Origin of the sequence: Pedobacter antarcticus, from assembly GCF_900103515.1 — a bacterium.
Taxonomy (GTDB): Bacteria; Bacteroidota; Bacteroidia; order Sphingobacteriales; family Sphingobacteriaceae; genus Pedobacter; species Pedobacter antarcticus.
In genome coordinates this window covers 549681-576207 of the sequence record NZ_FNGZ01000003.1, presented here as the reverse complement: position 1 = coordinate 576207, position 26527 = coordinate 549681, and the positions used below count along the sequence as shown (strand labels likewise).

Below are 26527 nucleotides of genomic sequence, written 5' to 3'. Positions count from 1 at the left end.
TTTATACAGCCTGAGCATCTGCGACTACATAAGCGGAGCCTTGTACTACTCCCCTTTTTTCAATTTCTTTATCTATATAAGTCTGAATAGCGGATTTGTTTAACCCCCAGTTTGGAGCTATAAGTAAATCCCAGTCTGAAATACCGAATAAACGCTGAATAACAATATCCGGCCTGAGTAGCGGAATCAATTTACATAGCAGATCTGTATATTCTTCCAGACTGAATAAATGAAATGGTTCTTTTTTAAACTTGGCTCCCATAATCGAACCTTCTACGATATGCAGGTGGTGGAATTTAACGAATTTTATTTGCGGGAAACGGTTAATTTCATGAATGTAACCCAACATCATTTCTTCCGTTTCCCAGGGAAATCCAAAGATGGTATGTACGCAAAGATCTAACTTTGAATTTTCAAGCAATTTAACAGCTTCTACAAATTCTCCATGACTGCATCCACGGTTAATCTTTTCCAGGGTTTCATCATAAATAGATTCCATCCCCATCTCCAGATCCACATCAAACCGGTCTGAGTAGCTTTCCAGCAGCGCAACTTTCTCTGCATCTATACAATCTGGACGCGTACCCACTGAAAAACCAACAACGTCTTCAGGATTAATAGACAACGCTTCGTCATACATCATTTTCAGATAATGAACCGGAGCGTAAGTATTGGTATTAGGCTGGAAATAAACAATAAACTTATCGGCCTTATAAAAACCCTTACCTCTCTCCATACCCTGCTCCAGCTGCTCCCGAATAGTCGGCAGCTTCCTGGATAACTCAGGTGTAAAAGAATCGACATTACAATAAGTACAGCCACCATAGCCTTTACTTCCGTCCCTGTTAGGACAGGTAAAACCGCCATCAACGATAACTTTAAATACCCGCTGCCCTTTATACTTTTCCTTAAGGTGAGTACCGTAATTATTATAACCTTTTATTCCTGAATCTAGTGGAGTTCCCAATTGCTTTTTTTTTCACAAAAATACAGCTTTTAATTTATTCTTTTTGTCAGCAAAAATGCAGAAATGAAAAAGCCTGTACCCTGGTTAAGGATACAGGCATCAGCTAGAAATACTTTTTAATTTTCTGCTGCTGGTTTTGACAGGTAATAAACAGGAATACCCGCCAGCATAATTAACACTCCCCAGCCGCAGGTATCCAATCTGGTTAGTAATAAAGCAACACATATAGCACTGGCAAAGAGAATATATATCACTGGCAATACCGGATAACCGAAAGCTTTATAAGGCCGGACTGTGTCAGGTTGCTTCTTACGAAGAATGAAAATACCGGCTATTGTAAGTATGTAGAATATAATTACTATTATCATCACGTAGTCCAGCAGATCTCCATATTTACCTGTAAGACATAAAACAGAAGCCCATATGCATTGAAACCACAAGGCCCAGCCAGGAACACCCGAAGCATTCAGCCTGGATGCTTTTTTAAAGAACAAACCGTCCCCCGCCATCGTATAATACACTCTCGCTCCAGCCATAATCAGCCCGTTATTACAGGCAAATGTGGAAATCATAATCATTACGGCAATAATAATTGTTCCCGTATCCCCAAAAATATACTGTGCAGCGTCTACAGCTACCCTGTCGGACTTTGCAGTCGCAATCTCCTGCAGTGGCATCACCGCAACATACATCAGATTGGCCAGAATGTAAATTACACTCACGATAAACGTCCCCAGAAATAAACTTAATCCCACATTGCGCTCCGGCTTCCTGATCTCGCCCGCAATGAATGTAACGCCCACCCAGGCATCGCTGGAAAATAAAGACCCAACCATAGCCGCAGCTATTCCTGAGAGCAGCGCTGTACCGCCTATAGACATCCAGCTGCCGCTTGCCACATCAAACGCCCTGGTATTCCAGGCGTCAGACCAGTTTGCATCCCAGATCGCTGTATTAGCACCGAAAAAGAACCCACCCGCTACCAGTCCGAGCAAAGAGAGAATTTTCACTATCGTGAGAAAAGTCTGCAGAATCTTCCCATCTTTCACCCCCCTGCTATTTATATAAGTAAGTATAATAATGGTCACGATGGAAACTAGCTGGGCTGCATTTAGCTGAAAGCCCCCCAAATCCATCAGTATATTTTCATCACTGAATGGTTCATAGAGATATGCTGCGAACTTCGAAAATGCAACGCCCACTGCGGCTATAGTCCCGGTCTGAATAACCGCGAAGAAACTCCATCCGTACAAAAAGGCGATCAATTTATTATATGCCTCTTTCAGATAAACATACTGCCCCCCTGCCTTCGGGTACATTGCGCTCAGCTCACCGTAACTCACCGCAGCAATTACGGTGATTATCCCGGTAAGTACCCAGATCAGAATGAGCCAGCCAGCCGATCCAACCTGCCGGGCTATATCAGCCGATACGATAAAAATTCCTGATCCGATCATGGAGCCCACGACCAGCATGGTGCCATCTAATAAGCCAAGTTCCCTTCTGAAAGAGCCCTCTTCCTGTTCTTTATTCATATCGCTGGTTTTGGTGGGTTGTTTTTTACACTAATATAGGTTTTACATTCAGCAGAAACCAGGACATTAAATTTGGCAAAGTCGCAAACTCTCTTAAATTTGTATAGGAGCCCCTAATCTCCTGATGCTCAGCAACCAAATATCAAACCATATATGATTTTTTTACAGCAAAACCTAATCTATCTCATCCCCGTATTCGGGCTGATGGGAATTATTGTGATGGCGTTTCAACGTGCCTGGGTTAACCGGCAGGATGCCGGGGACAGCAAGATGTCAGAACTTGCAGGTTATATTGCAGATGGTGCAATGGCATTTCTTCGCGCCGAATGGAAAGTTCTAAGCTATTTTGTTATCATCGCCAGTATTCTGCTTGCCTGGTCCGGAACGTTAAAAGGAAGTCCGGAGAGCCCAATACATTCCAGTCCCGTAATCGCTATTGCTTTCATAATAGGGGCTGTATTCTCTGCTTTCGCCGGATTCATCGGTATGCGAATTGCAACCCGTGCCAACGTCAGAACCACACAGGCAGCAAGAACGAGTCTGCGCAAAGCGCTGCAAGTGGCCTTCACAGGAGGTACAGTAATGGGATTCGGCGTGGCTGGATTAGCAATTTTCGGATTGGGCAGTGTCTTTATTATACTATACCACAGCTTTGTTAACCCTGCGGGTCCCGATGCTTCAGCAGAATTAAAAAAGACAATCGAAGTACTGGCAGGATTTTCACTGGGAGCGGAGAGTATCGCTCTTTTTGCAAGAGTCGGAGGAGGCATTTATACTAAGGCAGCAGATGTCGGCGCCGATCTTGTAGGAAAGGTAGAAGCAGGTATTCCCGAAGACGACGTTAGAAACCCGGCCACCATAGCCGATAATGTAGGAGATAACGTTGGTGACGTAGCTGGTATGGGCGCAGATCTTTTCGGCTCATATGTGGCAACGATTCTTGCCACAATGGTTCTTGGACAGGAAATTGAATCTGCAGATGCATTTGGAGGAATGGCACCTGTACTTCTGCCAATGCTTATTGCGGGTCTCGGTTTGATCTTCTCTATGATATCTTCCGTATTTGTCAGGATTAAAACCGATAAAGACAGTGTACAGCAAGCCCTGAACATGGGAAACTGGATGTCTATCATGCTAACTGCTGTCGCTTCTTATTTTGCCGTACGCTGGTTATTGCCCCCGACCATGGTTATACGCGGGTTTGAATTTACACCTACCGCTGTCTATTACGCCATTCTTATCGGCCTGCTGGTTGGAACATTGATGAGCTTAATCACCGAGTACTATACCGCAATGGGCAAAAGACCCGTCAATTCGATCATACAGCAAAGTTCAACGGGACATGCTACCAACATAATCGGTGGACTCTCTGTCGGTATGGAATCAACAGTATTACCGATTCTTGTACTTGCAGGCGGAATTTACGGCTCCTATCATTTTGCAGGTTTTTATGGTGTGGCAATCGCAGCTGCAGGCATGATGGCCACTACTGCTATGCAACTGGCAATCGATGCCTTCGGTCCAATTGCCGATAATGCCGGAGGAATTGCAGAAATGAGCGGTTTACCTGCAGAAGTACGTGAACGGACGGACATACTTGATGCGGTTGGGAACACTACTGCTGCTACCGGAAAAGGATTCGCTATCGCATCTGCAGCACTTACTTCCCTGGCCCTTTTCGCAGCCTTCGCCGGAATTTCTGGAATTACAGCTATAGATATTTATAAAGCAGATGTACTTGCTGGTCTTTTCGTTGGCGGAATGATTCCTTTTATTTTTTCCGCCCTATGTATATCGGCCGTTGGAAGGGCTGCTATGGCTATGGTACGGGAAGTCAGACGGCAGTTTAAAGAGATCCCGGGCATTATGGAGTATAAAGCCAAGCCAGAATACGAGAAATGTGTGGCCATCTCGACGGAGGCTTCGATACGGGAAATGGTATTACCCGGTGCGATTGCTTTGCTCAGCCCTATAATCGTCGGCTTTATCTTCGGCCCTGAAGTGCTCGGCGGACTGCTGGCGGGTGTTACTGTATCTGGCGTACTGATGGGGATTTTTCAGTCTAATGCCGGTGGCGCCTGGGACAATGCGAAAAAATCATTTGAAAAAGGCGTGTTGATTAACGGAGAGATGGAATTCAAGGGATCTGACTCTCATAAAGCATCTGTAACAGGCGACACTGTTGGAGATCCGTTCAAAGACACCTCCGGACCGTCTATGAATATCCTTATTAAATTAATGTCTATTGTTTCTCTGGTCATTGCACCACATATTGCGGTACCTTTTGTGAAAAACGCAAAAACTGAGATCAGAAAAGAGATCCAAATTCAACAATCAACAGATTTAAACGGAGTAATCAAAAGAGACACTATCAAAAATGTTACCGATACATTGTTAATTCCATAAAAAATGGAATCAGTTTAGGGAATAAATGGTATTTCCAAAAAAAATCCCTTTTATTCTTAAATTTTTTTTAATTAGGTTTGAAACTGTATTAACCCACCAAGTAAATCAAAAAATTTAAACCATCAAATTAACTTATGTTATTTAAAAAATCTATTCCACAATTATTGGCTGAGGCTAATGAAAGTGGTGAGGGTACTTTACAACGCTCATTAACAAGTTTCAACCTCGTCGCGTTAGGCGTTGGTGCAATTATCGGAGCAGGGTTATTTTCCCTGACTGGGATAGCAGCGGCAGATAACGCTGGGCCGGCAGTAATCCTCTCCTTCATCATTGCAGCGATAGGATGTGGATTTGCTGGGCTATGTTACGCGGAATTTGCCTCCATGATTCCGGTAGCAGGAAGTGCCTACACCTACTCTTATGCTACAATGGGAGAATTTATGGCCTGGATTATTGGCTGGGATCTGGTCCTTGAGTATGCTTTAGGTGCTGCAACTGTAGCTGCCAGCTGGTCACAGTACTTTTCACAATTCCTTCTGGAGTTCGGTATCCATTTTCCACAACAGCTCCTGCATGGTCCCTGGGAGGGAGGCTTGATTAACCTGCCTGCTATAATAATTGTATGCTTGCTGTCAATGCTGTTAATCCGCGGTACTAAAGACTCCTCTACAGTTAATAACGTTCTTGTTATTGTAAAAGTAGCGGTTGTATTGATTTTTATTGCTTTAGGATGGAGCTTTATTGATCCGGCAAACCACACCCCGTTTATCCCGGCAAATGCTGGCGAAGAAGCTGTTAAAGCAGGTACTAAAGGATTCTTTGAATTCTTCGCAAGTGATGACTTTGGCCATTTCGGTATCAGCGGTGTTTTACGTGGAGCCGGAGTAGTTTTCTTTGCATTTATCGGTTTTGATGCCGTAAGTACTGCTGCACAGGAAGCAAAAAACCCACAAAAAGGTATGCCGATTGGTATTATCGGATCTTTGATCGTTTGTACATTACTTTACGTTCTGTTCTCTTATGTAATGACAGGATTAGAGAATTACACGAAATTTGCAGGTGACGCTAAACCAGTTGCAACTGCATTTGCACAGACCGGATACACCTTCCTTAATCGTTTCCTGATGGTTGCGATTCTTGCTGGTTACACTTCGGTAATCCTGGTTATGTTACTTGGACAAAGCCGTGTATTCTATAGTATGAGTAAAGATGGGTTGTTACCTAAAATCTTCTCTGACTTACACAAAACAAACCAGACGCCTTGGAAAACCAATCTGATGTTTATGGTCTTTGTAAGTATCTTCGCTGGTTTCGTACCGGTTTCTGACCTGGGTCATATGGTAAGTATAGGTACCCTGTTTGCCTTCTCACTGGTATGTATAGGTGTATTGATTCTTAGAAAAACTGATCCGGATCTGGTAAGACCTTTCCGTACACCATTAGTACCACTTGTACCTATTCTGGGTATTATTGTGTGCGTGCTGATGATGGCTTCCCTACCGATTGTAAGTTGGGAACGTTTAGGAATCTGGATGGCCTTAGGGGTCGCCATTTATTATGCGTATGGACGTAAACATAGTTATATCAGAAAAGCGCATCATGACTCATTGAAAAAATAAGTTATCCATTTTTATGAATAAATTAAAAAGCCACTTCACAGTGGCTTTTTAATTTTTAGAATTTCTACATTTACACAAAAAATGTTCTCATGGAATTCAAGTTCAGTCAAATTCTGTCTACCTCAATGGTCCTGTTTGCCATTATAGACATTCTAGGTTCCATCCCCGTAGTTATTCAGCTCCGCAAAAAAGCCGGTCATATCGAATCAGAGAAAGCGACATTGGTGGCTACAACGCTTATGATCATGTTTCTTTTTTTAGGCGAGTCCATGCTCAAGGTGATTGGACTAGATGTAGCATCATTTGCTATTGCCGGGTCTTTAGTAATTTTCTTTATTGCAATGGAGATGGTATTAGGACTGACAATATTTAAGGAAGAAGCACCCGAAACCATATCAATCGTACCACTTGCTTTCCCGCTTATTGCCGGAGCAGGTAGCATGACCACATTGCTTTCACTTAAAACAGAGTACGACACACAAAATATAGTCGTCGGAATCCTGATCAATATGTTATTTGTTTATTTCGTGCTGAAGAACACGGAGAGACTAGAAAAGCTATTTGGGAAATCTGGCCTGAATGTGATGCGGAAAGCATTTGGTGTGATCCTGCTCGCAATTGCCATTAAGCTGTTTAGAAACAATACCGGACTGTAAACACAATCCGGTATCGGTAATATTTATTTTTTAAGAAAGCGGGCCACAAACATACTGTCTGCTTTATGCTGGTATCCTGTAATTACACGCATTTCTACAAGTTCAAGCGGCAGTTCCTTTAAAAGAGCAGCGACAACATCTTCATTCTCCTTTCTGAAGACAGAACAAGTCATATAAATCAATGGCTTTCCTTTCTTCAGGTATTTTACAACATTTGTTGCAATACTTATCTGAAGGGCGGAGAAGTATGCTACTTTAGTTTCGTCGAACTGCACAAGCATTTCCGGGGTTCGGCCCCAAGTCCCTGATCCCGTACAAGGCGCATCCAGTAAAATACCGTCAAATGCATAATCATGTAAAACCTGATCATTATTTTGCAACAAATCCAGGGTTTTCTTCTGATATTTTTTGATACCTGCTGCCAGAAAGCGTTCATCCAGATTCCTAAGACTTGTTTCCCGGAGATCACTGACCATTAGCTGCACCTTAGGCTCCAATGCAGAAAGTAATAATGACTTTCCACCTGAAGCTGCACAGCAGTCCCACCAATAATCATAAGGCTGAGGTAAAAACAGCTCACCTGTAGCCTGCGAAGACAAATCCTGAACCTGATAATTCAGGCTTTCAGACAGTATATTCTCTAATTTGATTCCATTAGGCAGCGCTAGCGTCTCGTTACTTACATTCCTCACCGGAATCCCGGCTTCAGTAAGCTCTTCTGTAATCTTCAGATGATCCTTCTCCTGAATACGAATAAAAAGATCGGGTTGTACGAAAAAAGATTCAAGGAATGCCTGCTTATTAATTTCAGCAGAAAGCTCTTCACGGAACGCGAAAACATCTTCCAGCTTAAAATCAGGATAAGTATCCTCCACCAGTTTTATTTTGGCCTGAACAGGTAAAAGAAGATGTTCTGCCAGTTGTGGCAAATGTTCTGTGATCACCAGACTTCCGGACTGGCTGCAAAGAAAGTCTGCAACTGCCAACCTGGTAATCGTATCCCGTTGCGGAATTGCATTTCCCAAACGATAAAAACTATACAAATATCTGGAAGTCCATCTGCGATCTGCAGATCCCATCTGCTTATGTTGCTTATAATAAGTAACTAGATGCCGGTGCAGAGGGATTTTCCCTTCGTAGGAAGCTAAAACCTGTTCAAAAGAGCGGATCTGATAGATTAATTTCATTCAACAGGAGTTAAAGCGTAATTTTTGAATTCCAGCAGGAATAAACTGGTATTGATATAACCCAGTTTTTCATCTTTAATAAACTGAAATGAATTCTGTAATCCTTTATAGCTGGTTTTGGTTAGATACTTCAGATAAGATGATCCGTGCGAAGCGAAAAGCAGCCCGAAATAGTATCCTGTATCAAATCCTTTAAAGGCAAACTCGCCTGGTTCGAAATGGTTCAGCCTTCTGTAATTACGGACAAACCGGATCACATCCTGGCTTTTATAATCTACATAGTAAGAAGTCGTGATTCTTGTTTTCAAAGCCTGCAGCTTCTCCGTATTATAGTTTTGTTTACTCCAGTTCGGATGCCCAAAAAGCTCAAGCTGGCTTCCGTTCAGTTTCATCTTAGCAAGTTTATCAATCGTAGCTACAACGAATGCACGGTCGGCCGAAGTAACCAGTACCAGGTATTTCTTACCTTTAACCATTTGTGACTCCATACTAAATACAGAACTATATTCTGTAAAATGGAACAAATTACCGCGACCTTCAGTGAAATAATTTCTAATTGGCACCGCCAGTAATTCATCTGCCGGTTTTTTAGTACTAATCAGTACCACTTCCGTTCTGGAAGGTTCATAGTTTTTATTGATAAACTGTCCAATCTTTTCAGCGTGCAGATCTATGTTATTAACCAATGAGATCAGGTTAGGATTATTAAATTCAGCCGGCTGAGTAGCAGCCAGCGGAGAAACTACTGGCAGGTCATTCTTAATAGAATAGTCGGTCATGTACTTAAGCCCATCGGGAAACACAGGCCCTACGATAAGATTACTTCCTTTCAACTGATCTGAACCGATCAGATAACCAAGATGTTTGTCGTCGTCACGTGTATCTAGAACCGTTAACTTAAAATTCATTCCCTTTGCAGCGGCAGAATCAATTCCCATCTTAAATCCCTGATAAAAATCAAGGGACATCGCAGACTGTTCCAGGTCAGCTTTTGTTCCAGTTGTTGCCTTAACTGTATTCAGTTTTAAAGGCATCATCAGTGTAATTCCGGCTTCGGTAAATTTCTTTTCTTCTTTTTTATCCTGCGTAGTTTCCTTGGCAGGTTTCTTAGGTGATTTACCTGTTCTTACCCGCGGCGAACAAGCCGACAGACAAAAACAGGCAAATATTAAACACCAAAGTTTATTCCCACTCAATAGTCGCAGGTGGTTTTGAACTAATATCATACACTACCCTGTTTATACCTTTTACTTTATTAATAATTTCATTGGAAATTTTGGCGAGTACAGGATAAGGTAAATGGCACCAATCGGCAGTCATTCCATCTACAGATTCCACAGCACGAAGACAGATAACGTTTTCGTAAGTACGCTCGTCTCCCATTACTCCAACCGACTGAACCGGAAGGAAAATTGCTCCAGCCTGCCAAACCTGATCATATAACCCTGCTTCTCTCAGATTGTTTATATAAATAGCATCCGCTTCCTGCAGGATGGCTACTTTTTCCGCGGTAACATCGCCTAATATACGGATAGCAAGCCCTGGTCCGGGGAAAGGATGACGACCTAAAATAAAACTATCCAGCCCCAGTGTCTTCCCTACACGTCTCACTTCATCTTTAAACAATGTTTTTAAAGGCTCAACAACCTTTAACTTCATAAAGTCGGGTAGTCCACCCACATTATGATGAGATTTAATTGTTGCAGACGGACCGTTCACGGAGATTGATTCAATCACATCCGGATATATAGTACCCTGCGCAAGCCATTTTACATCCTGCACTTCATGCGCTGCATCATCAAACACCTCAATGAAAACACGTCCTATAGCTTTACGCTTCAATTCCGGATCTTTAAGCCCAGCCAGCTGACTTAAGAAACGTTCTTTAGCATCCACGCCTTTAATATTCAGACCAAGATGTTTATACTGTTCCAGAACAGCTTCATATTCATCCTTACGCAATAATCCATTATCAACGAAGATACAATGCAGATTAGCACCGATTGCTTTATGAAGCAGAATTGCTGCAACGCTAGAATCTACACCGCCTGAAAGGCCAAGTACCACTTTATCATTACCTAACTTTTCTTTCAGTTCAGCGATTGTACTGTCTACGAAAGCATCTGACGTCCAGCTCTGGCTTAACCCGCAGATATCAACCAGGAAATTCTCCAGTAATTGTTTTCCATCTGTACTATGTGTTACTTCCGGGTGAAACTGAATCGCATACGTATCAGAATCTTTCACGTGGTAAGCGGCAACGCGTACGTTGTCGGTACTTGCTATAATTTCAAAATTATCAGGTACCACAGTAATGGTATCACCATGTGACATCCACACCTGTGAATTTGTATTGATATTTTTAAATAACTTATTTTCGGAAACAACAAAATTCAGGTTTGCACGGCCATATTCTCTGGTAGAGGAAGGCTGCACATCGCCGCCGGAATACTGCGCAATATATTGTGCACCATAACAAACTGCCAGTACAGGATATTTCTGATGGAATTTAGCTAAGTCTATTTGAGGTGCATCTTCCTGGCGTACAGAGTATGGACTTCCTGAAAAGATGATACCTTTAACGTCTGAAGAGATTTCAGGAATATTATTAAATGGATGTATTTCGCAATACACATTTAATTCCCGAACCCTACGGGCTATCAACTGTGTATATTGAGATCCAAAATCGATAATGATGATTTTTTCTAGCATGGCCAAAGTTAGTATTTATTCACTTCAACACCGAATCTTTTTAAGAAATCAACGCCCTCATCACTCGGCAGCCCTTTATATGCCGCATAAGAATCTTTAAAGTATACAACCTTAATCCCGGAAGAAAGAATCAGTCTGGCACAGGCAATGCAGGGTGACAATGTGGTATAGAGGGTGGCGCCTTCTATCCTCGCCCCATTTCTGGAAGCATAAAGTATTGCATTCTCTTCTGCGTGTAAAGCTAGTGAACAACTTCCTCTGGAATCTCTGCTGCAACCTTGCCCGGGCCACTCTTCATCACAATTGTGAGTACCGGAAGGAGGTCCGTTATAGCCGATAGAGATAATTCGTGTTTCTTTGGTGAGTACTGCACCGACTTGTGCCCGTACACAATGAGATCTGCCAGCGAGCTTAACAGCCAGATCCATATAAATATCGTCAAATCCCGGTCTGGTATCCGGGGATTCCGGCTGGCCGGTACTTAGTTGTTCATTTACCATAACAATTTTTAATTCCTTATAATATGCCCCGATCCGAGCCCGGAAAAACAATAACAGGGTATAAACTTAAATAAAAATTGCGCCTTGCCGACAATCCCATACAATAAATGAAGCAAAAAAAAATATGGAGGTTTCCCCATTAAAATCGGATATTAGCAGCTTTATACAAACTGTTTGAATGATTGAAGCAATATTACACGGGATCGGTGCAGGTATTTTATTTTCATTCCTGACTGGCCCTGTTTTTTTCTCGATGATAAAAACCAGTATAGAAAAGGGATTCAAGGCTGGTTTTTCCCTGGCTGTAGGCGTAATTCTGGGTGACATTATTTTAATTAGTCTGACTATATTCAGCTCCCAGTTCGTGAACTACAATCCTAAATACAACACCTATATAGGCCTCATCGGAGGCCTGTTTTTATTAGGAGTAGGTATATTCTATCTGGTAAATAAAGTTAAAATGCATTATGAAACTAAGAAAATTGAAAAAGTTAGAAAAAGAGGATATGTCATAAAAGGATTTCTAATGTGTCTGCTTTCCCCCACAACTCTCATGTTCTGGATTATGGTTGGCGGCATAATTAGTGCACAATTGCATTATACGATGGATGAGAAGATTCTTTTCTTCATAGTGGCCATGTCCACTCAACTTTCCGTTGATTGCATGAAAACATTCTACGCTGCCAAACTACGCGAAAAGATTCAGGCAAAGAATCTTATTCTTTTAAACAGAGTCGCCGGGGCGGTAATCATTATTTTTGCAATCAGGCTATTTATTGAAGTATTCACGCAGAATTTTCATTAGTGTTTCAAAACCTGGCAATAGTCGGTCAGCCTATATTTATAACATAAAAAAAGGATAGCTTTCGCTATCCTTTTTTTATGTTATAAATGATCAAAAAAATCTTCTTTAATAAGCTCTCTGATCGCTTCCTTCTCTCCAGTTTACAAAAGCCTTGTTCACTACTCTATTACCGCCTGGTGTTGGATAGTTTCCTGAGAAATACCAATCACCTGTATGTTCAGGACAAGCAATATGCAGATTATCTAATGTCTGATAAATCACTTCGACTTCTGCAATTGTATCTTTTGGTGTAATGATCTTGGTAATCTGCGCTGAGATTTCCTCTTGCGTAAATGGTCTGTAGATATCCTTTACGTGATTAATAATCTCTTCCTTAGGTAACAGTAATGAAGCTTTACATTTAACATAAACCTCATCAATTATATTTTCCATACCACGCGCCTTCAACAACTGAATTGCAGCCTCAAATGCCACGAACTGTCCAAGTTTAGACATGTCAATACCATAACAATCCGGATAGCGAATCTGCGGCGCTGAAGAAACAATAATAATTTTCTTAGGGTGCAGCCTGTCTATGATTTTAATAATACTTTGTTTTAGCGTGGTTCCTCTTACAATAGAATCATCTACAGCAACAAGTGTATCAACATCATTTTTGATAACTACATAAGTGGTGTCATAAACATGGGCAACCATTTCTTTACGATCAGCGTCGGCGGTAATGAAAGTACGAAGCTTAACATCTTTAATAGCGAGCTTTTCTACTCTCGGAGCCATAGATAATAATTCATCTAGTTCCTGGTCAGATAACGCATCTTTCCGGCCAATTAAAGTGTCTTTCTGTACCTTTTTGATATACTTATGCAGCCCTTCTACCAAACCATAAAAAGAGATTTCTGCGGTATTAGGTATAAATGAGAATACTGTATTTTTCAGATCTGAGTTCACAGATTTAAGAATTTGGTCAATCAGCAAACGGCCTAATTGTTTTCTTTCCCTGTAAATTGCAGCGTCACTACCACGTGAGAAATAAATTCTTTCGAAAGAGCATGCTCTTTTTTCCTGAGGCTCGCGGAAAATTTCCTGAGTTACAGTTCCGTTCTTTTTAACAATCAGTGCATGACCAGGCTTAATTTCCTGCACCTCATTAAACCCAACATTAAAAGCAGTTTGAATAGCCGGTCTTTCGGAAGCAGCTACTACGATCTCGTCATCCTGATAAAAATATGCCGGGCGGATGCCAGAAGGATCACGCAGTACAAAAGCATCACCATTACCAACGATGCCAGAAATTGCATAACCTCCGTCCCAGGTTTTAGCCGAGCGGCGCAGGATATGCGCAATATTAAGATTTTCAGATATTTTGTGAGTAATCTCTACATTCGACAAACCTTCCTTTTTGTAAGTATCAAAAAGCTCCTGGTTTTCATCATCAAGGAAATGACCGATTTTCTCTAACACAGTAACAGTGTCCGCCTGTTCTTTAGGATGTTGCCCAAGCTCATACAACTGCTCCAGTAATTCATCAACATTAGTCATGTTAAAGTTCCCCGCAATAACAAGATTTCTGGTCATCCAGTTATTTTGGCGAAGGAATGGATGGCAATTTTCAATACTGTTTTTTCCGTGTGTACCATAACGCAGGTGTCCAAGGAGTACTTCGCCAATAAAGCTGACATTTTGTTTTAACCATTCCGCATCCTGCATTAGTTCCGGCGTATCATTCTGGATGTCCACAAATTTATTGTGAACGTAACCGAAGATATCAGCAACTGCATTCTGCGCCATTGACCTGTAACGGCTAATGTAGCGGTGGCCTGGTTTAACATCTAATTTAATGGTTGCAATCCCTGCTCCGTCCTGCCCTCTATTGTGCTGTTTTTCCATCAAAAGATAGAGTTTATTCAGTCCGTAAAGTGCTGTACCGTATTTTTCCTGGTAGTATGAGAGAGGTTTTAAAAGACGGATAAAAGCAATTCCGCATTCGTGTTTTATCTGGTCACTCATTATGTGTGGTTTGAGCCGCAAATTTACCTTTTATAATAGTTAGAACCTAGAAAGAAATATAAATCATGACAACAAACTGATTTGTTTTGCAACAACAGGCGCCTCGAAGAACAGAGAGCCGTTTCTGCAAAAAATACTGGCATCGCCCGTCGTGTAAAATTGCTTTTCACCGTCCCTGGCTAGCAATTGCTCCATTTCAGAATGGCGGGATAAATAAGCTTTCAAGCTCCCGGCGACAATATCTCCCTGTGAAACCAATCGTATTCCTTCAGATAACTGCGCTTCAATCTTTGGAATAAGTAATGGATAATGTGTACAGGCCAGCAATATGGTATCGATCTGGTCAGACTGTTCAAGCAGCGCCTGAATATATTTTGACACAAAGTAGTCCGCTCCCGGGCTCAGATGTTCATTGTTTTCTATTAACGGAACCCACATGGGGCAACTTTGCTGAACGACCTCCAACTCCGGATAAAAGTTATGGATCTCAATCGGATACGAACCGGATTTTACGGTTCCCCTGGTACCCATTACTCCGATGGTACCTGTGCGCGTATACTCACCGATCAGCTCTGCAGTAGGGCGAATCACCCCGAGCACTCTTTTTCCAGGATATTTAACAGGGAGAATACGCTGCTGAATTGACCGGAGCGCTTTGGCGGAGGCCGTATTACAAGCCAGGATAATTAATTCACAGCCTTGCGCAAACAACCATTCGACGCATTCCAGCGTATACTTATAGACGGTCTCAAAACTATGGTCGCCATAAGGAGAACGGGCGTTATCTCCAAGATAGATATAGTTATATTGCGGCAGCTCTGCTGCAATGGAACGGAAGACGGTAAGGCCACCATAACCCGAATCGAAAACACCAATAGATTTTGTCTGCTGCATAGACAAAACTAGCAAGAAAAAGCGGTCAAAAAAAAAGTGGAACCCGATAATCCGGATTCCACTTTTTATAAAATTTCTAAAAATTATTTCTTAGCAGCAGGCGCTGAAGCAGCGATGCCTAATTTAGCTTTTACAAGATCAGTAACATCTTCTCCACCTTCCCATGCAAGCATGTTATTTGCACCTTGTTGTGCAGAACTGTCAAAGACATAAGCAATACCTTTGTCTTTCGCTACAGCTTTAACTGCATTCTGAAATTTAGTGTTTAATGGTGCTAACAGTTCTCCTTGTTTAGTAGCAATATCCTGTTGTGCTTTTTGAGTTGCATCATTGATACGTTTCTCCATATCCTGTAACTCAACACCCATCTGCTGTAATTCTTTACCTACAGTTTCTTTGTTTGCTTCGCTCAGTGTTTTGTTTTTAGCAACTGCAGCCTCATACTTAGTAGTATATTCAGTCCTCATTTTTTCAATTTCGGCCTGTTTTTGTTTTTGAAGTGTTTCTAAAGTAGCAGTAGCAGTTTTAGCTTCAGGCATACTTGCGAAAACGACTTCAGAATCAAGGTGTCCAATTTTTTGCTGAGCATTGGCAACAGAAGCAGTAAACACTAAGCCAGCTGCTACAAAAAATACGTTAATTAACTTTCTCATTTCTATTGTTCTTAATAATTGTTTTTTAAAATTTATTTTGTGTGTTATTTTGCGAGGGTTCCAGGTTTGTAGCCAAGTTTAGTGACAACATCATTACTCAGATTATAATCGGGACCAGCGTAGATCATCGTAGTGGATTCGCTGCTTTTATCAAAGATAAAATCTAATGATTTTGACTTAGCCACATCATTTATCGCACCTGTTACTTTATCCTGAATAGGTTTCAATAATTTAGACCTGGTCTGAAAAAGTTCGCCTTCCGGGCCAAACTTCTGACGTTGGAAATCTTTAGCTGCCTTTTCTTTTTCTATAATATCATTTTCGCGGCGCTTGCGCATATCATCTGTTAATAATACCTGATCAGCCTGGTAAGCTTTATACATCTTGTCAATAGCCACAAAGTCCGCGTCGACCTCTTTCTGCCATTGCTGGGTAAGAACATTAAGCTGATTTTGTGAAGACTTATATTCTGGCAAATGTTTCAGAATATACTCTGTGTCCACATACGCGAATTTTTGTGCAAACGCACCAAATCCTGCAAAAACTAAAAATCCGATTAAAATAAACTTTTTCATGATCTCGCTCTCTTTATTAATCTTTAGACATAACCAAATGCAGATTTCCGGTCTTCTTAAACCATAAATCTGCATTTGTTGGGTGAATATATGTTTTATCCTTTATAACGTACATATTAGATTTTCATTTTACCTGAAATATATTTCGATTTCAAGAAGGAGAATTAATTGAATCCACCTAACTGCTGTGCGATACTAAACATAAACCTTTGTCTACCAAAATCCTGCACACCAGGGATCTTATCAAACGGAATACCATAATCAATTCCAAGCATACCAAATATCGGTAAAAAGATTCTTGCGCCAATACCAGCCGATCTTCTTACGTTAAACGGATTATAATCAGAAAACTTATTCCAGGTATTACCACCTTCAGCAAAACCAACAATAAACGCAGTTGCCTGCTGACTTGCAATAACCGGGTAACGCAGCTCCATTACGTATTTCGTATAGATAGGGCTACCTGACTGCTGTGCGATACTAACCTGACCAGCAGTTGTCGCTGAACTTGGAACAACTGCATTGTTAGCATAACCGCGCATCGTAATCAATTCAGATCCTTGCAGGAAGTCAAATCCCTGCATACCGTCACCACCTAATTTAAATCTTTCAAAAGCCGATTGTCCTACTGCCTCATTGTATGATCCCAGGAAGCCAAACTGTGCCTGTGCTTTAACCACAAGTTTACCTGCCAAACGCTGGAACCACTGTCCCTCGAATTTCCATTTATGGTATTCTGTAAAGGTATAACGTTTCTTATCAGAGGCAGTTTCATAATTCACATTATTCAATAACGAGTAAGGAGGAGTTGCCTGAATTGTAAACTTGAAGAATGAACCTTCTGTCGGGAAAATAGGCGAATTTCTTGAGTCCCTGCTTATTTCCTGAGTTAAGTTAAAGTTGTATGAAGTACCTGTTGAGAACAGATAACCTGAGTAATTATTCAGAATATATTGTTGTGCGTTGATCGAGTGCGTTAACTGGAAATAGTTATCCGGCCATTTTAACATACGACCCAAACTTACCGTTACACCATTCAAACGTATCTTTTGCAGATTGGCACTTCCGGCGCTTAATCCGTTGGAAGAAAGCGAAGTAAATGCACTAACACCAAAACTCACCGGCTTTTTACCACCTAACCATGGCTCAGAAAAACTGAAACTATAAGACTGGTAATATTTTGCATTAGTTTGTCCACGAATACTCAGTTTCTGACCATCTCCTTTAGGTAATGGTTTATAGGCTTTAGGATTCAGAATATTCCTTAAAGAGAAGTTATTAAAAGTTAAACCGATAGTACCGATTACACGGCCACCACCAAAACCTCCGGAAAGCTCCACCTGGTCGGAAGGTTTCTCTTCTACCGCATACTCAATATCTACGGTTCCGTCAGCAGGATTAGGCTTAGGTGTAGGGACAGTTTTCGATTCATCAAAATTACCCAGCTGACCGATATCACGTACCGTACGTATTAATTGTTCTTTAGAGAACTTATCACCTGGTCTTGTTCTAACCTGACGGAGTACAACACGGTCATTTGTGATGGTATTACCTTTAACAGTAATCCTGTTATTGGTATACTGCGGTCCTTCATAAATTCTGATCTCCAGATCGACAGTGTCATTATAAATTTTGGTTTGAACCGGCTCCACATTGAACGTCAGATAACCATCATTCAGGTAGATACTGGAAACGTCTTCACTTTCCGCGCCATTACCATGTAATTTTACACCCAGTTTTTCTTCACTGAAAATATCACCTTTTTCAATTCCCAATACTTTCGTCAAATCCTTGGTTGCATATTTGGCATTACCTGCCCAGGTAATGTTACCTACGTAATACTTAGGACCTTCATAAATATCAATATCAATCCCTACCGTCTTATCGCTGTTACGGTATACTGAATCTCTCAGAATAACCGCATCACGATAACCCTTGTCCTGCATTTTAGCGATCAGTTTCTCTTTATCTTCCTTGAATTTTTCCTGGCTGTATTTACCTGGTCCGAATATTTTATAGAAAGCGCGTTGCTTAGTCTTTTTCAAATATTTGCGTAACTGTGCAGCTTTAAATTCTTTGTTTCCCGTGAAATTAATTTTCTGGACTTTAACCTTTCTGCCACGCTCTACAAAAACCTGCAGTACCACACCATTTTCCATATTTGGATCTGGTTTGGTTTTGTAATCTATCTTAGTAAAGAAATAACCTTTTTCTGCCAGATATTTATCAATAACCGCTGTTGTACTATTATAAGTGTTCTCGTTTATAATTGTCTTTCCTGATTTCGAATTTAACTTCTCTGTAATGTCTGTTTTTTGAGATTTAGATAAGCCATTCAATTCAAATGAACTCAAACGCGGACGCTCGACCACTTTAATATCAAAATAAACCGTATCGTCTGTCAATTTGGAAATATTCAATTCGATATCATCAAAAAGTCCCTGCGACCAGAGTGTTTTAATTGCCGTTGAAGTAGCCTCACTAGGAAGCAAAATTGTTTCACCTTTAATTAATTTGGACAAAGTGATAATTACCTCCTTATCAATAAAACTGGCACCAGTCAGCGTTGTACCTCCAATGATATATTCCTTCGGCTGGAAATAGTCCAGGTCAGTGCCCTGAACCTTCAGACTTGGTGTAGCCTGCGGACGTGTTACTTGTGCCATTGCCGGTAAGCCGACAAAAAGCAATACTATAAGTTGGTATATTCTTTTCATTTACAATCTAAAAAACGTTGCTAAGTTAATTTAAACACATGTTAAAAAGTGTTAAATGTAAAATTAGTTCAACTGTTCACTAATTTTACCGAAACGACGTTCGCGCTTTTGGTAATCAACAATGGCTTCAAAAAGGTCCTCTCTTCTGAAATCAGGCCATAAGGTTTCTGTGAAATATAACTCTGTATAAGCGATCTGCCAAAGCAAAAAATTGCTCACCCGATGCTCTCCGCTTGTGCGGATAAGTAGCTCCGGATCGGGCATCCCGAAGGTCGTTAACTGAGACGAAAACTGAGCTTCCGTAATATCATCAGCCTGGAGCTGATTATCTGCGACCTGCGCAGCAAGTTTTTTAGCAGCTTGAAGAATCTCCCATTTTGCACTATAGCTTAAAGCAAGCGTTAGTGTACAGGAAGTATTACCAGCTGTTTTTTCCATCGCACTTTTCAAATCATCAATACATTTCTGAGGAAGAGAAGCTATATCTCCGATTGCATTAAGTCTGATATTGTTTTTATTAAGTCTGTCAGTTTCATTATTAATGGTCGCAATGAGCAGTTCCATTAATGCAGTGACTTCTTCTGGAGGTCTGTTCCAGTTCTCAGTTGAAAACGCATAAATAGTCAGGTATTTCACCCCTATATCTGCACAACCCTCCACTATATCCTTCACAGATAACACACCGCTTTCATGTCCGAAAGATCTGAATTTACCTTGATTTTTTGCCCATCTGCCATTGCCGTCCATTATAATTGCAATGTGTTCCGGCAGTCGGGTCGTATCGATTTGTTCTTTAAATCCCATTTATGTAAGCAAATATGGCTAAAATGTATAACATACAGAAGAATCAGGCTGCCATATTGCAGATATGCCTTTATGTAATACCCCCCAATGAATGCTAAACAAATCATTTTCAGGTACCTTCTGAATGAAGATGCCAAAGTTATAAGATATTTTGTTTATTTCTATCAATTTTAGAAGCTGAAACAATTTTCCGTTAGAAATACGCAAAATCTTTGTACCGGCATCATCTGCACTGTACCTCGTTTGGATTGCCGAAAGCTTAACGCACTCATTTGGTTAGGATAACGCAGATTTGATCCGGGCAGTATATTTGCACTAATAATTGCGTGTATCAATTCCCCAAAGAAGTTTATTACGCAAAGTAGTCAGATAACTTTCTTTATGAAGCCGAATAAGATTGACATGAAATTCTGCCTTTTTAACAGTGATCTTTACAGATCTGTCTACGGTTGCCGTTCTGGAATCACAAGAAACTAAAAACTTAGTACTTCTCGCTTCAACTTCAAAACGAAGTGTCACATTATCAGGAATTATAACCGGTCTGACATTCAGGTTGTGCGGCGCTATAGGCGTAATTACAAAATTCTGCGCGCTGGGAAATATGATCGGACCACCGCAGCTCAGGGAGTAGGCTGTTGAACCAGTCGGAGTCGCAATAATGAGACCGTCCGCCCAGTAGGAGTTGATAAACTCATCATCCATATAAGCATGAATAATCATCATCGCAGAATTGTCGCGGCGATGGATGGTAATATCATTCAATGCGAAATTTTCATCTCCAAAAAGATTGTATTTAGACTCAACATGTAATAATGTCCTTTGATCGAGGGAATAATCCTTTTGCATTAACGCCGCAATAGCTGCCTTAATATTGTCTTTATTAATACTAGCCAGGAAGCCCAGACGCCCGAAATTAATTCCGATAACCGGAATTGCTGAATCCCTTACTAAAGCCAGCGTATCCAGTAAAGTGCCGTCTCCACCCAAACTGATCAATACATCTGCTTGCTGACAAAGATCCTGATGTCCGGTAAAAGTCGATAGTCCCTCAGGAAGCCGCACTTTTTCTGCTATAAATTCGAAATAATCGCGGAAAACAAGGATTTCTATCCCATAAAATTCAAGGGCATCAAACACATCCTGAACATAGGGTAAGACTGTATTGTTAAATTCCCTTCCGTATATGGCAAACTTCATTGAAAAAAAATAATTGAGGGTGGGTAACCGGAATGTTTCTATTAAACTTATGCAGCAAAGGCTGTTTACACATTCAGATAACTCATTAATAAGTTATATCTGTCTGCCGTCCCATTGTCTGCAACAGTTCCATTATAAACAGCTTTGACCAAATAATTATATCTTTCAAAGGAAGCGATAATTCCGGATAGTTCTGTCTTGTTTATTTTAAGTATGACCTCCATCCTGGTAGAATCAGGAAAATCCTGCACATAGGAGGAGAGAATCTGCGCATTGTCGGCTTCCACAATCTGCGCCATATGAGCGAGGGAATTATTACGATTGCTGATCTCCAGCACGATAATACCCCCCGGATCGCGTAAAGCGAACATAGCTGAGACTGCAGGCAACAATTCTTGAAAGGAAACCACACCAAGATATTGCTGATTCATGTCGAGCACAGGCAACAGATCAACCTGGAGTTTATTCATGAGCATAATCAACTCATAAATATGCACCCCTTCGGAAACAAAGACCTGAAGCAGTTCTTTGTCCAGTGTAGTTAGCTGGTCGCCGGCAGGATGAAGAAGCTGTTCTTCTCTAATTAACCCGCAAAACTGACCTTCCCGCAACACAGGAAGCTGAGTTACTTTGAACTCAGTCATCCTTTCCTGAGCAGACTGAACCGTGTCAGTAATCTGCAAAGGGAGTATAAGGTGTGATATGAGTTCAGCTGCTGTCATTACTTCAATAATATGCGGTCCAGAAATGTATTCAGATATTTATTGAACTCCTCAGGGTGTTCCATCATTGGGGCATGCCCGCAATGATCTACCCAGTTAAGCTCTGCATTCGGTAGTAAATTATAGAACTCTTCGGCCACCTCAGGCGGCGTGACTTTGTCTTGTTTACCCCAGATCAGTGAAACAGGAATTGTAATCTTAGACAATTCCTTTGACATATTATGCCTGATCGCAGACTTAGCCAGCGCAAGGATACGGATTACCCTGGATCTCTCATTGACCGTTTTATAAACCTCGTCAACCAGTTCCTTGGTTGCCGTTTTTGGGTCGTAGAAAGTAAACTCAACCTTTTCGCGGATATAGTCATAGCTTTCACGTCTGGGAAAAGAACCACCGAAAGCGTTTTCATAGAGGCCTGAACTACCTGTCAGTACCAGTGCTTTAACACTTTCCTGATGTGCGCCCGTAACGACCAGACCAACATGTCCTCCCAAAGAGTTCCCAATAAGGACTACCTGCCCCAGTTTTTTATATTTAATAAATTTATGCACATATTTTGCCAGACTTTTTACGCCCAGTGTTAAAAGGGGAAGTTCATAAATAGGCAAAATAGGAACCAGTACATGGTAACGGTCCTTAAAATAGTCTATCACTGGCTCCCAATTACTCAGTTCGCCCATCAGGCCATGAAGTAATACCAGGGTTTCGCCTTTACCGGCTTCTATAAAATTAAACCCATCTTCTTCTATTACTTCGTATTTCATTGCGTCTTTTTTAATTGATATGTACCGGTTATCCTTACCAGCAGGAGCAGAAAAACATGCCGGAATTTCCGTCCATGTATACCCTGCTTTAGGCTACTAAGTTAGTAGCCTAAATTTAATTTTAAACATTATCCTTTATTAAATTTGAAAATAATGTTCTGTAAAAGGCAACTACACAATTTATGCCAATTGAGCTTTCACGATCTCCGCAATCAGTTTACCGTCTGCTTTACCAGCTAAATCTTTATTGGCCAGTCCCATCACTTTTCCCATATCCTTTACAGAAGTCGCCCCTGCCCCTGCTATAATGTCCGCTATCAATTTTTCAACTGCCTCACGATCCAGCTGTGCCGGCATAAATTGAGCAATCACTGCAATTTCTTCTTCTTCGACAACCGCAAGATCCTGTCTGCCCTGCTGGTTGTAAATATCAGCAGACTCTTTACGCTGCTTAACGAGACGTTGTAAAATTTTCAATTCTCCGTCAGCTGTAATTTCTTCAGCCTGCCCCTTTTCAGTTCTTGCCAGTAACAAAGCTGCTTTAATAGCACGCAAACCACGTAACCTGGCCTGGTCTTTGGCTAACATAGCTTGTTTAATTTCCTGATCTATAGTATTTGATATCATAATTTTTTTTTATTTTCTGTTAACCAGAGTTCCCGACGCCTGGGCAGTCGGCATAATTAACATATCGTTGATGTTTACATGTTTTGGACGGCTTACTGCGTACCAGATTGCATCAGCAATATCATCAGCAAAAAGCGGTGTCATCCCTTCATAAACCTGTTCCGCTCTGGATGCATCTCCTTTAAAACGAACCAACGAAAATTCTGTCTCGACCATTCCCGGGTTTATTGCTGTGACTTTGATACCATGCGGCAGCAGATCCATACGCATTCCTTTATTTAGCGCATCTACTGCGTGTTTTGTAGCACAATATACATTTCCATTCGGATATACTTCTTTTCCCGCGATAGAGCCGATATTTATGATATGTCCTTCACCAGCTGAAACCATCCAGCCCGAAACAATCTTGGTTACATATAAAAGACCTTTAATATTAGTGTCAATCATGGCGTCCCAATCGCTAAAGCTACCTTCATTAATTGGATCCAATCCCTGACTAAGACCGGCATTATTAACCAGGACGTCTACTTTTTTCCATTCTTGAGGCAGACTGTTCAATATATCCGTTACTGCATTCTGGTCTCTCACGTCCGCAACCAGGGTTTTCACCTCAACAGCATATTTATCACTTAAATGGTGTGCGGCATCTGCCAATTTTTGCGCCCTTCTTGCGATTAAAATCAAACGGTAACCTTCTTTGGCGAACTGATGGGCGCAGGCTGCTCCGATACCAGAGGTTGCACCTGTAATTAATGCAGTTTTCATAAATGTAAGTTTATCTTTCAGAACTGAATTAGCCGTTAAAGCTTAACAGTCACTCCACAAAGCTAAAATATTTTACATGGCATACCCTATTCAAAGCATAAACTGAATATCACATGACGTATTAAGCTTTCCTACCTGTATATATAGACGAAATACCGAAAGTCAGTGAACGGTGCGTTGTTTCTCCATATCCTACTTTATCCATTAGCGTGATAAAATCTTTTCCATCCGGAAAGGCAACTACCGATTCGTTAAGGTAAGTATAAGCCCTTGCATCCTTAGAGAAAATTCTCCCAAAAACCGGGAGGAGATATTTAAAGTAAAAATTGTAACCCTGTTTAACCGGAAATACTGTTGGCTTGGAGAACTCAAGAATAACGATCTTTCCACCCGGCTTTAATACCCGAAGCATATCTGCCAGTCCTTTTTCCAGATGTTCGTAATTCCTTACGCCAAAAGCAACAGTGATCGCATCAAAATAGTTATCATCAAAATGCAGTCCCTCTGAATCTCCGGTCTGTACACTAAAAACATGCTCCATTTTTCGCTCTGCAATTTTCTTTCTCGCTACATCGAGCATGCCGACAGAAATATCAACACCGATTATTTTTTTCGGTTTCAGAATTTTTATAGCCTCGAATGCAAAATCACCTGTACCGGTTGCCACATCAAGCATCAGTTGTGGTTTCAAGTCAGACAATTCACGAATTGCCTTTTTGCGCCAGATAATATCAATTCCGGCAGATAAAAAATGATTAAGGAAATCATACGTGCCGGATATATTATTGAACATATTGGCCACTTGATCCTTCTTGGTAACCTCGGCTGACTGGTATGGTGTGATTTTTTCGTTCATGGTACACTGCAAAGATAAGTATTGTTGAAAACTAATTTTCTACCTTTGTCAAATGATTATAAAATCAGCAACATTTATTTGCAGCAATACTAAGATTTCTGCACTACCTGCTCCCAACATGCCGGAATATGCATTTATCGGGAGATCGAACGTGGGGAAATCTTCCCTGATCAATATGCTGGTGAATCAGCACGGATTGGCAAAAACATCACAAAGACCTGGAAAAACGCAGTTAATTAACCATTTTCTGATCAACGAGAAATGGTATATAGTTGATTTACCTGGATATGGTTATGCTAAAGTATCTAAAAACAGCAGGGAGTCCTGGGAAAAATTTATCAGGAATTATATAATTAAAAGGGAAAGTCTTCAATGTGTTTTTGTCTTGATTGACAGCAGACTGACTCCTCAGAAAATCGATGTCGAGTTTTGCTGCTGGATGGGTGAAATTCAAATTCCATTCGTTCTAGCCTTTACAAAAGCAGATAAACAATCTGTAATGAAGACAAACCAGAACATAGCACTCTTTAAAAAGGAATTATCCGGTTGGTTTGAGGAAACCCCTCCAGTGTTTGTTACTTCGGCAGAAAAAAATGCAGGGCGTGATGAGATTCTGAATTTTATTGACCAGACCAATCTGGACTTTGCAATGCCTGTATTTACACCGGCAGACAATTTTTAAGAGAAACATGAAAAAGTATTTTTCACTGGTGCTTTTTGCCCATTCCATTTTTGCACTGCCCTTCGCAATGATCGGCTTTTTTCTGGGTGTAACGACTACAACAAATCCATTTAACTGGCTGATCCTGGTACTGGTTTTACTCTGCATGGTATTTGCAAGAAATGCAGCAATGGCCTTTAACCGTTATCTGGACAGGGATATTGATGCGAAAAATCCCAGAACTCAAATGCGGGATATTCCTTCAGGTAAAGTATCTGCCAGGGAAGCCCTGTTATTTGTGATTTTTAATTGTGTACTTTTTGTATTGACAACGGCTTTTATTAATCCGCTTTGTCTGTATTTATCTCCTGTGGCATTATTCGTTGTGCTTTTTTACAGTTATACCAAAAGGTTTACAGCACTTTGCCATCTCGTTCTTGGCTTGGGGCTCTCACTAGCTCCTATAGGTGCTTATATCGCTGTTACGGGAGCTTTTAATATTGTACCACTACTTTATTCATTTGCCGTACTTTTCTGGGTAAGTGGGTTTGATATTATTTATGCACTTCAGGATGAAGAGTTCGACAAATCGGAAAATCTGCATTCTATTCCATCTATTCTTGGGGCAAAACGCGCACTCCGTTTGTCTGAAATACTACATGTATTTTCAGCGATTTGTGTGATTTTGCCAATTCTGCTTACACCTTTCAGCTGGGCATATTACTTTGGCGTCACGTTCTTCTGTTCGATGCTTATTTATCAGCATATGCTGGTTAAACCAAATGACCTGAGCAAAGTGAACAGGGCTTTTGCTACAACTAATGGTATCGCATCCGTAATTTTCGCCTTGTGCTTTTTATTGGATGCCTTTTTAAGGACCTATTTAAAATTCTAGACC

At 40.9% G+C, this 26527-nt stretch carries 24 protein-coding genes; 6 read left to right on the top strand and 18 right to left on the bottom strand.

Annotated features, from left to right (window positions below; all coding sequences use genetic code 11):
• Window position 1 precedes the first annotated feature (1 nt).
• Complete coding sequence (mnmL, locus tag BLR53_RS09795; protein WP_037437928.1) at window positions 2–967, bottom strand: tRNA modification radical SAM protein MnmL/YtqA; 966 nt, start codon at window positions 965–967, stop codon at window positions 2–4.
• Window positions 968–1083: 116 nt separating this feature from the next.
• Complete coding sequence (locus tag BLR53_RS09790) at window positions 1084–2502, bottom strand: APC family permease (protein ID WP_074589225.1); 1419 nt, start codon at window positions 2500–2502, stop codon at window positions 1084–1086.
• A gap of 153 nt (window positions 2503–2655) precedes the next feature.
• On the opposite strand from BLR53_RS09790, the gene BLR53_RS09785 reads away from it, so the two are divergent.
• From BLR53_RS09785 to BLR53_RS09775, 3 genes are all read left to right on the top strand, one after another.
• Window positions 2656–4908: a sodium-translocating pyrophosphatase gene (locus BLR53_RS09785; RefSeq protein WP_037437926.1), complete on the top strand. Its 2253-nt coding sequence runs from the start codon at window positions 2656–2658 to the stop codon at window positions 4906–4908.
• Window positions 4909–5042: 134 nt separating this feature from the next.
• Window positions 5043–6527 carry an amino acid permease gene (locus BLR53_RS09780; protein ID WP_074589223.1) on the top strand — a complete coding sequence of 495 codons (1485 nt, stop codon included), beginning with the start codon at window positions 5043–5045 and terminating at the stop codon, window positions 6525–6527.
• A gap of 89 nt (window positions 6528–6616) precedes the next feature.
• Window positions 6617–7183, top strand: a complete 567-nt coding sequence (locus BLR53_RS09775) for a MarC family protein (RefSeq protein ID WP_037437922.1) — start codon at window positions 6617–6619, stop codon at window positions 7181–7183.
• A gap of 23 nt (window positions 7184–7206) precedes the next feature.
• Here BLR53_RS09775 and BLR53_RS09770 read toward each other — a convergent pair whose 3' ends face one another.
• The 4 genes from BLR53_RS09770 to BLR53_RS09755 are packed head-to-tail and all read right to left on the bottom strand — an operon-like array spanning window position 7207 to window position 11510.
• Window positions 7207–8370 (bottom strand): RsmB/NOP family class I SAM-dependent RNA methyltransferase, encoded by a 1164-nt coding sequence (locus BLR53_RS09770; RefSeq protein ID WP_074589220.1) that lies wholly within the window; start codon window positions 8368–8370, stop codon window positions 7207–7209.
• On the bottom strand, window positions 8367–9596 hold the full coding sequence (locus tag BLR53_RS09765; RefSeq protein ID WP_074589218.1) for a type 1 periplasmic-binding domain-containing protein: 1230 nt from the start codon (window positions 9594–9596) through the stop codon (window positions 8367–8369). Before BLR53_RS09765 ends, BLR53_RS09770 begins: the two co-directional genes overlap by 4 nt.
• Window positions 9553–11082: a glutamine-hydrolyzing GMP synthase gene (gene guaA / locus BLR53_RS09760; RefSeq protein WP_037437919.1), complete on the bottom strand. Its 1530-nt coding sequence runs from the start codon at window positions 11080–11082 to the stop codon at window positions 9553–9555. The genes BLR53_RS09765 and guaA overlap by 44 nt, the downstream gene beginning before the upstream one ends.
• An 8-nt stretch (window positions 11083–11090) precedes the next feature.
• Window positions 11091–11510: a deoxycytidylate deaminase gene (locus BLR53_RS09755; RefSeq protein ID WP_037437950.1), complete on the bottom strand. Its 420-nt coding sequence runs from the start codon at window positions 11508–11510 to the stop codon at window positions 11091–11093.
• Window positions 11511–11760: 250 nt separating this feature from the next.
• Between BLR53_RS09755 and BLR53_RS09750 the strand changes: the two genes are divergently transcribed.
• Window positions 11761–12387 (top strand): LysE family translocator, encoded by a 627-nt coding sequence (locus BLR53_RS09750; RefSeq protein WP_037437918.1) that lies wholly within the window; start codon window positions 11761–11763, stop codon window positions 12385–12387.
• A 105-nt stretch (window positions 12388–12492) separates the two neighbouring features.
• Here BLR53_RS09750 and BLR53_RS09745 read toward each other — a convergent pair whose 3' ends face one another.
• The 12 genes from BLR53_RS09745 to ubiE form a co-directional block, all read right to left on the bottom strand.
• The gene (locus tag BLR53_RS09745) at window positions 12493–14394 is read right to left on the bottom strand and encodes an amidophosphoribosyltransferase (protein ID WP_074589216.1); all 1902 of its coding nucleotides are present in this window, start codon (window positions 14392–14394) and stop codon (window positions 12493–12495) included.
• Window positions 14395–14457: 63 nt separating this feature from the next.
• A complete protein-coding gene (gene murI / locus BLR53_RS09740) occupies window positions 14458–15288 on the bottom strand; it encodes a glutamate racemase (RefSeq protein WP_074589213.1) in 831 nt (276 codons plus the stop codon).
• 83 nt (window positions 15289–15371) lie between these two features.
• On the bottom strand, window positions 15372–15941 hold the full coding sequence (locus BLR53_RS09735) for an OmpH/Skp family outer membrane protein (protein ID WP_037439803.1): 570 nt from the start codon (window positions 15939–15941) through the stop codon (window positions 15372–15374).
• 44 nt (window positions 15942–15985) lie between these two features.
• The gene (locus BLR53_RS09730) at window positions 15986–16516 is read right to left on the bottom strand and encodes an OmpH/Skp family outer membrane protein (protein ID WP_037439804.1); all 531 of its coding nucleotides are present in this window, start codon (window positions 16514–16516) and stop codon (window positions 15986–15988) included.
• Between the two features lie 164 nt (window positions 16517–16680).
• Window positions 16681–19233 (bottom strand): outer membrane protein assembly factor BamA, encoded by a 2553-nt coding sequence (bamA, locus tag BLR53_RS09725; RefSeq protein ID WP_074589211.1) that lies wholly within the window; start codon window positions 19231–19233, stop codon window positions 16681–16683.
• A 63-nt stretch (window positions 19234–19296) separates the two neighbouring features.
• A complete protein-coding gene (locus BLR53_RS09720; protein ID WP_037439808.1) occupies window positions 19297–20037 on the bottom strand; it encodes an undecaprenyl pyrophosphate synthase in 741 nt (246 codons plus the stop codon).
• A 315-nt stretch (window positions 20038–20352) separates the two neighbouring features.
• Window positions 20353–21234, bottom strand: a complete 882-nt coding sequence (locus BLR53_RS09715) for an NAD kinase (protein ID WP_037439810.1) — start codon at window positions 21232–21234, stop codon at window positions 20353–20355.
• 65 nt (window positions 21235–21299) lie between these two features.
• Window positions 21300–21956 carry a CBS domain-containing protein gene (locus BLR53_RS09710; RefSeq protein WP_074589208.1) on the bottom strand — a complete coding sequence of 219 codons (657 nt, stop codon included), beginning with the start codon at window positions 21954–21956 and terminating at the stop codon, window positions 21300–21302.
• On the bottom strand, window positions 21956–22720 hold the full coding sequence (locus BLR53_RS09705; RefSeq protein WP_037439814.1) for an alpha/beta fold hydrolase: 765 nt from the start codon (window positions 22718–22720) through the stop codon (window positions 21956–21958). The genes BLR53_RS09710 and BLR53_RS09705 overlap by 1 nt, the downstream gene beginning before the upstream one ends.
• 180 nt (window positions 22721–22900) lie before the next feature.
• Window positions 22901–23347 (bottom strand): GatB/YqeY domain-containing protein, encoded by a 447-nt coding sequence (locus BLR53_RS09700; protein WP_037439815.1) that lies wholly within the window; start codon window positions 23345–23347, stop codon window positions 22901–22903.
• Window positions 23348–23356: 9 nt separating this feature from the next.
• Window positions 23357–24112, bottom strand: coding sequence for an SDR family NAD(P)-dependent oxidoreductase (locus tag BLR53_RS09695; protein WP_074589206.1), 756 nt, complete (start codon window positions 24110–24112; stop codon window positions 23357–23359).
• Between the two features lie 121 nt (window positions 24113–24233).
• Window positions 24234–24968, bottom strand: coding sequence for a bifunctional demethylmenaquinone methyltransferase/2-methoxy-6-polyprenyl-1,4-benzoquinol methylase UbiE (ubiE, locus tag BLR53_RS09690; protein WP_037439817.1), 735 nt, complete (start codon window positions 24966–24968; stop codon window positions 24234–24236).
• Between the two features lie 52 nt (window positions 24969–25020).
• Here ubiE and yihA point away from each other — a divergent pair, with 52 nt between their 5' ends.
• Entirely contained in the window at window positions 25021–25650 is a 630-nt protein-coding gene (gene yihA / locus BLR53_RS09685) for a ribosome biogenesis GTP-binding protein YihA/YsxC (protein ID WP_074589204.1), read from the top strand.
• A gap of 7 nt (window positions 25651–25657) precedes the next feature.
• Window positions 25658–26524 carry a UbiA-like polyprenyltransferase gene (locus tag BLR53_RS09680; protein WP_037439821.1) on the top strand — a complete coding sequence of 289 codons (867 nt, stop codon included), beginning with the start codon at window positions 25658–25660 and terminating at the stop codon, window positions 26522–26524.
• Window positions 26525–26527: the final 3 nt, after the last annotated feature.

What these genes read in the sequence shown, in the direction of transcription:
- BLR53_RS09790 (WP_074589225.1), bottom strand. Translation starts at nt 2,502, where the DNA reads ATGAATAAAGAACAGGAAGAGGGCTCTTTCAGAAGGGAACTTGGCTTA.
- BLR53_RS09785 (WP_037437926.1), top strand. Translation starts at nt 2,656, where the DNA reads ATGATTTTTTTACAGCAAAACCTAATCTATCTCATCCCCGTATTCGGG.
- BLR53_RS09780 (WP_074589223.1), top strand. Translation starts at nt 5,043, where the DNA reads ATGTTATTTAAAAAATCTATTCCACAATTATTGGCTGAGGCTAATGAA.
- BLR53_RS09775 (WP_037437922.1), top strand. Translation starts at nt 6,617, where the DNA reads ATGGAATTCAAGTTCAGTCAAATTCTGTCTACCTCAATGGTCCTGTTT.
- BLR53_RS09770 (WP_074589220.1), bottom strand. Translation starts at nt 8,370, where the DNA reads ATGAAATTAATCTATCAGATCCGCTCTTTTGAACAGGTTTTAGCTTCC.
- BLR53_RS09765 (WP_074589218.1), bottom strand. Translation starts at nt 9,596, where the DNA reads ATGATATTAGTTCAAAACCACCTGCGACTATTGAGTGGGAATAAACTT.
- guaA (WP_037437919.1), bottom strand. Translation starts at nt 11,082, where the DNA reads ATGCTAGAAAAAATCATCATTATCGATTTTGGATCTCAATATACACAG.
- BLR53_RS09755 (WP_037437950.1), bottom strand. Translation starts at nt 11,510, where the DNA reads ATGGATCTGGCTGTTAAGCTCGCTGGCAGATCTCATTGTGTACGGGCA.
- BLR53_RS09750 (WP_037437918.1), top strand. Translation starts at nt 11,761, where the DNA reads ATGATTGAAGCAATATTACACGGGATCGGTGCAGGTATTTTATTTTCA.
- BLR53_RS09745 (WP_074589216.1), bottom strand. Translation starts at nt 14,394, where the DNA reads ATGAGTGACCAGATAAAACACGAATGCGGAATTGCTTTTATCCGTCTT.
- murI (WP_074589213.1), bottom strand. Translation starts at nt 15,288, where the DNA reads ATGCAGCAGACAAAATCTATTGGTGTTTTCGATTCGGGTTATGGTGGC.
- BLR53_RS09735 (WP_037439803.1), bottom strand. Translation starts at nt 15,941, where the DNA reads ATGAGAAAGTTAATTAACGTATTTTTTGTAGCAGCTGGCTTAGTGTTT.
- BLR53_RS09730 (WP_037439804.1), bottom strand. Translation starts at nt 16,516, where the DNA reads ATGAAAAAGTTTATTTTAATCGGATTTTTAGTTTTTGCAGGATTTGGT.
- bamA (WP_074589211.1), bottom strand. Translation starts at nt 19,233, where the DNA reads ATGAAAAGAATATACCAACTTATAGTATTGCTTTTTGTCGGCTTACCG.
- BLR53_RS09720 (WP_037439808.1), bottom strand. Translation starts at nt 20,037, where the DNA reads ATGGGATTTAAAGAACAAATCGATACGACCCGACTGCCGGAACACATT.
- BLR53_RS09715 (WP_037439810.1), bottom strand. Translation starts at nt 21,234, where the DNA reads ATGAAGTTTGCCATATACGGAAGGGAATTTAACAATACAGTCTTACCC.
- BLR53_RS09710 (WP_074589208.1), bottom strand. Translation starts at nt 21,956, where the DNA reads ATGACAGCAGCTGAACTCATATCACACCTTATACTCCCTTTGCAGATT.
- BLR53_RS09705 (WP_037439814.1), bottom strand. Translation starts at nt 22,720, where the DNA reads ATGAAATACGAAGTAATAGAAGAAGATGGGTTTAATTTTATAGAAGCC.
- BLR53_RS09700 (WP_037439815.1), bottom strand. Translation starts at nt 23,347, where the DNA reads ATGATATCAAATACTATAGATCAGGAAATTAAACAAGCTATGTTAGCC.
- BLR53_RS09695 (WP_074589206.1), bottom strand. Translation starts at nt 24,112, where the DNA reads ATGAAAACTGCATTAATTACAGGTGCAACCTCTGGTATCGGAGCAGCC.
- ubiE (WP_037439817.1), bottom strand. Translation starts at nt 24,968, where the DNA reads ATGAACGAAAAAATCACACCATACCAGTCAGCCGAGGTTACCAAGAAG.
- yihA (WP_074589204.1), top strand. Translation starts at nt 25,021, where the DNA reads ATGATTATAAAATCAGCAACATTTATTTGCAGCAATACTAAGATTTCT.
- BLR53_RS09680 (WP_037439821.1), top strand. Translation starts at nt 25,658, where the DNA reads ATGAAAAAGTATTTTTCACTGGTGCTTTTTGCCCATTCCATTTTTGCA.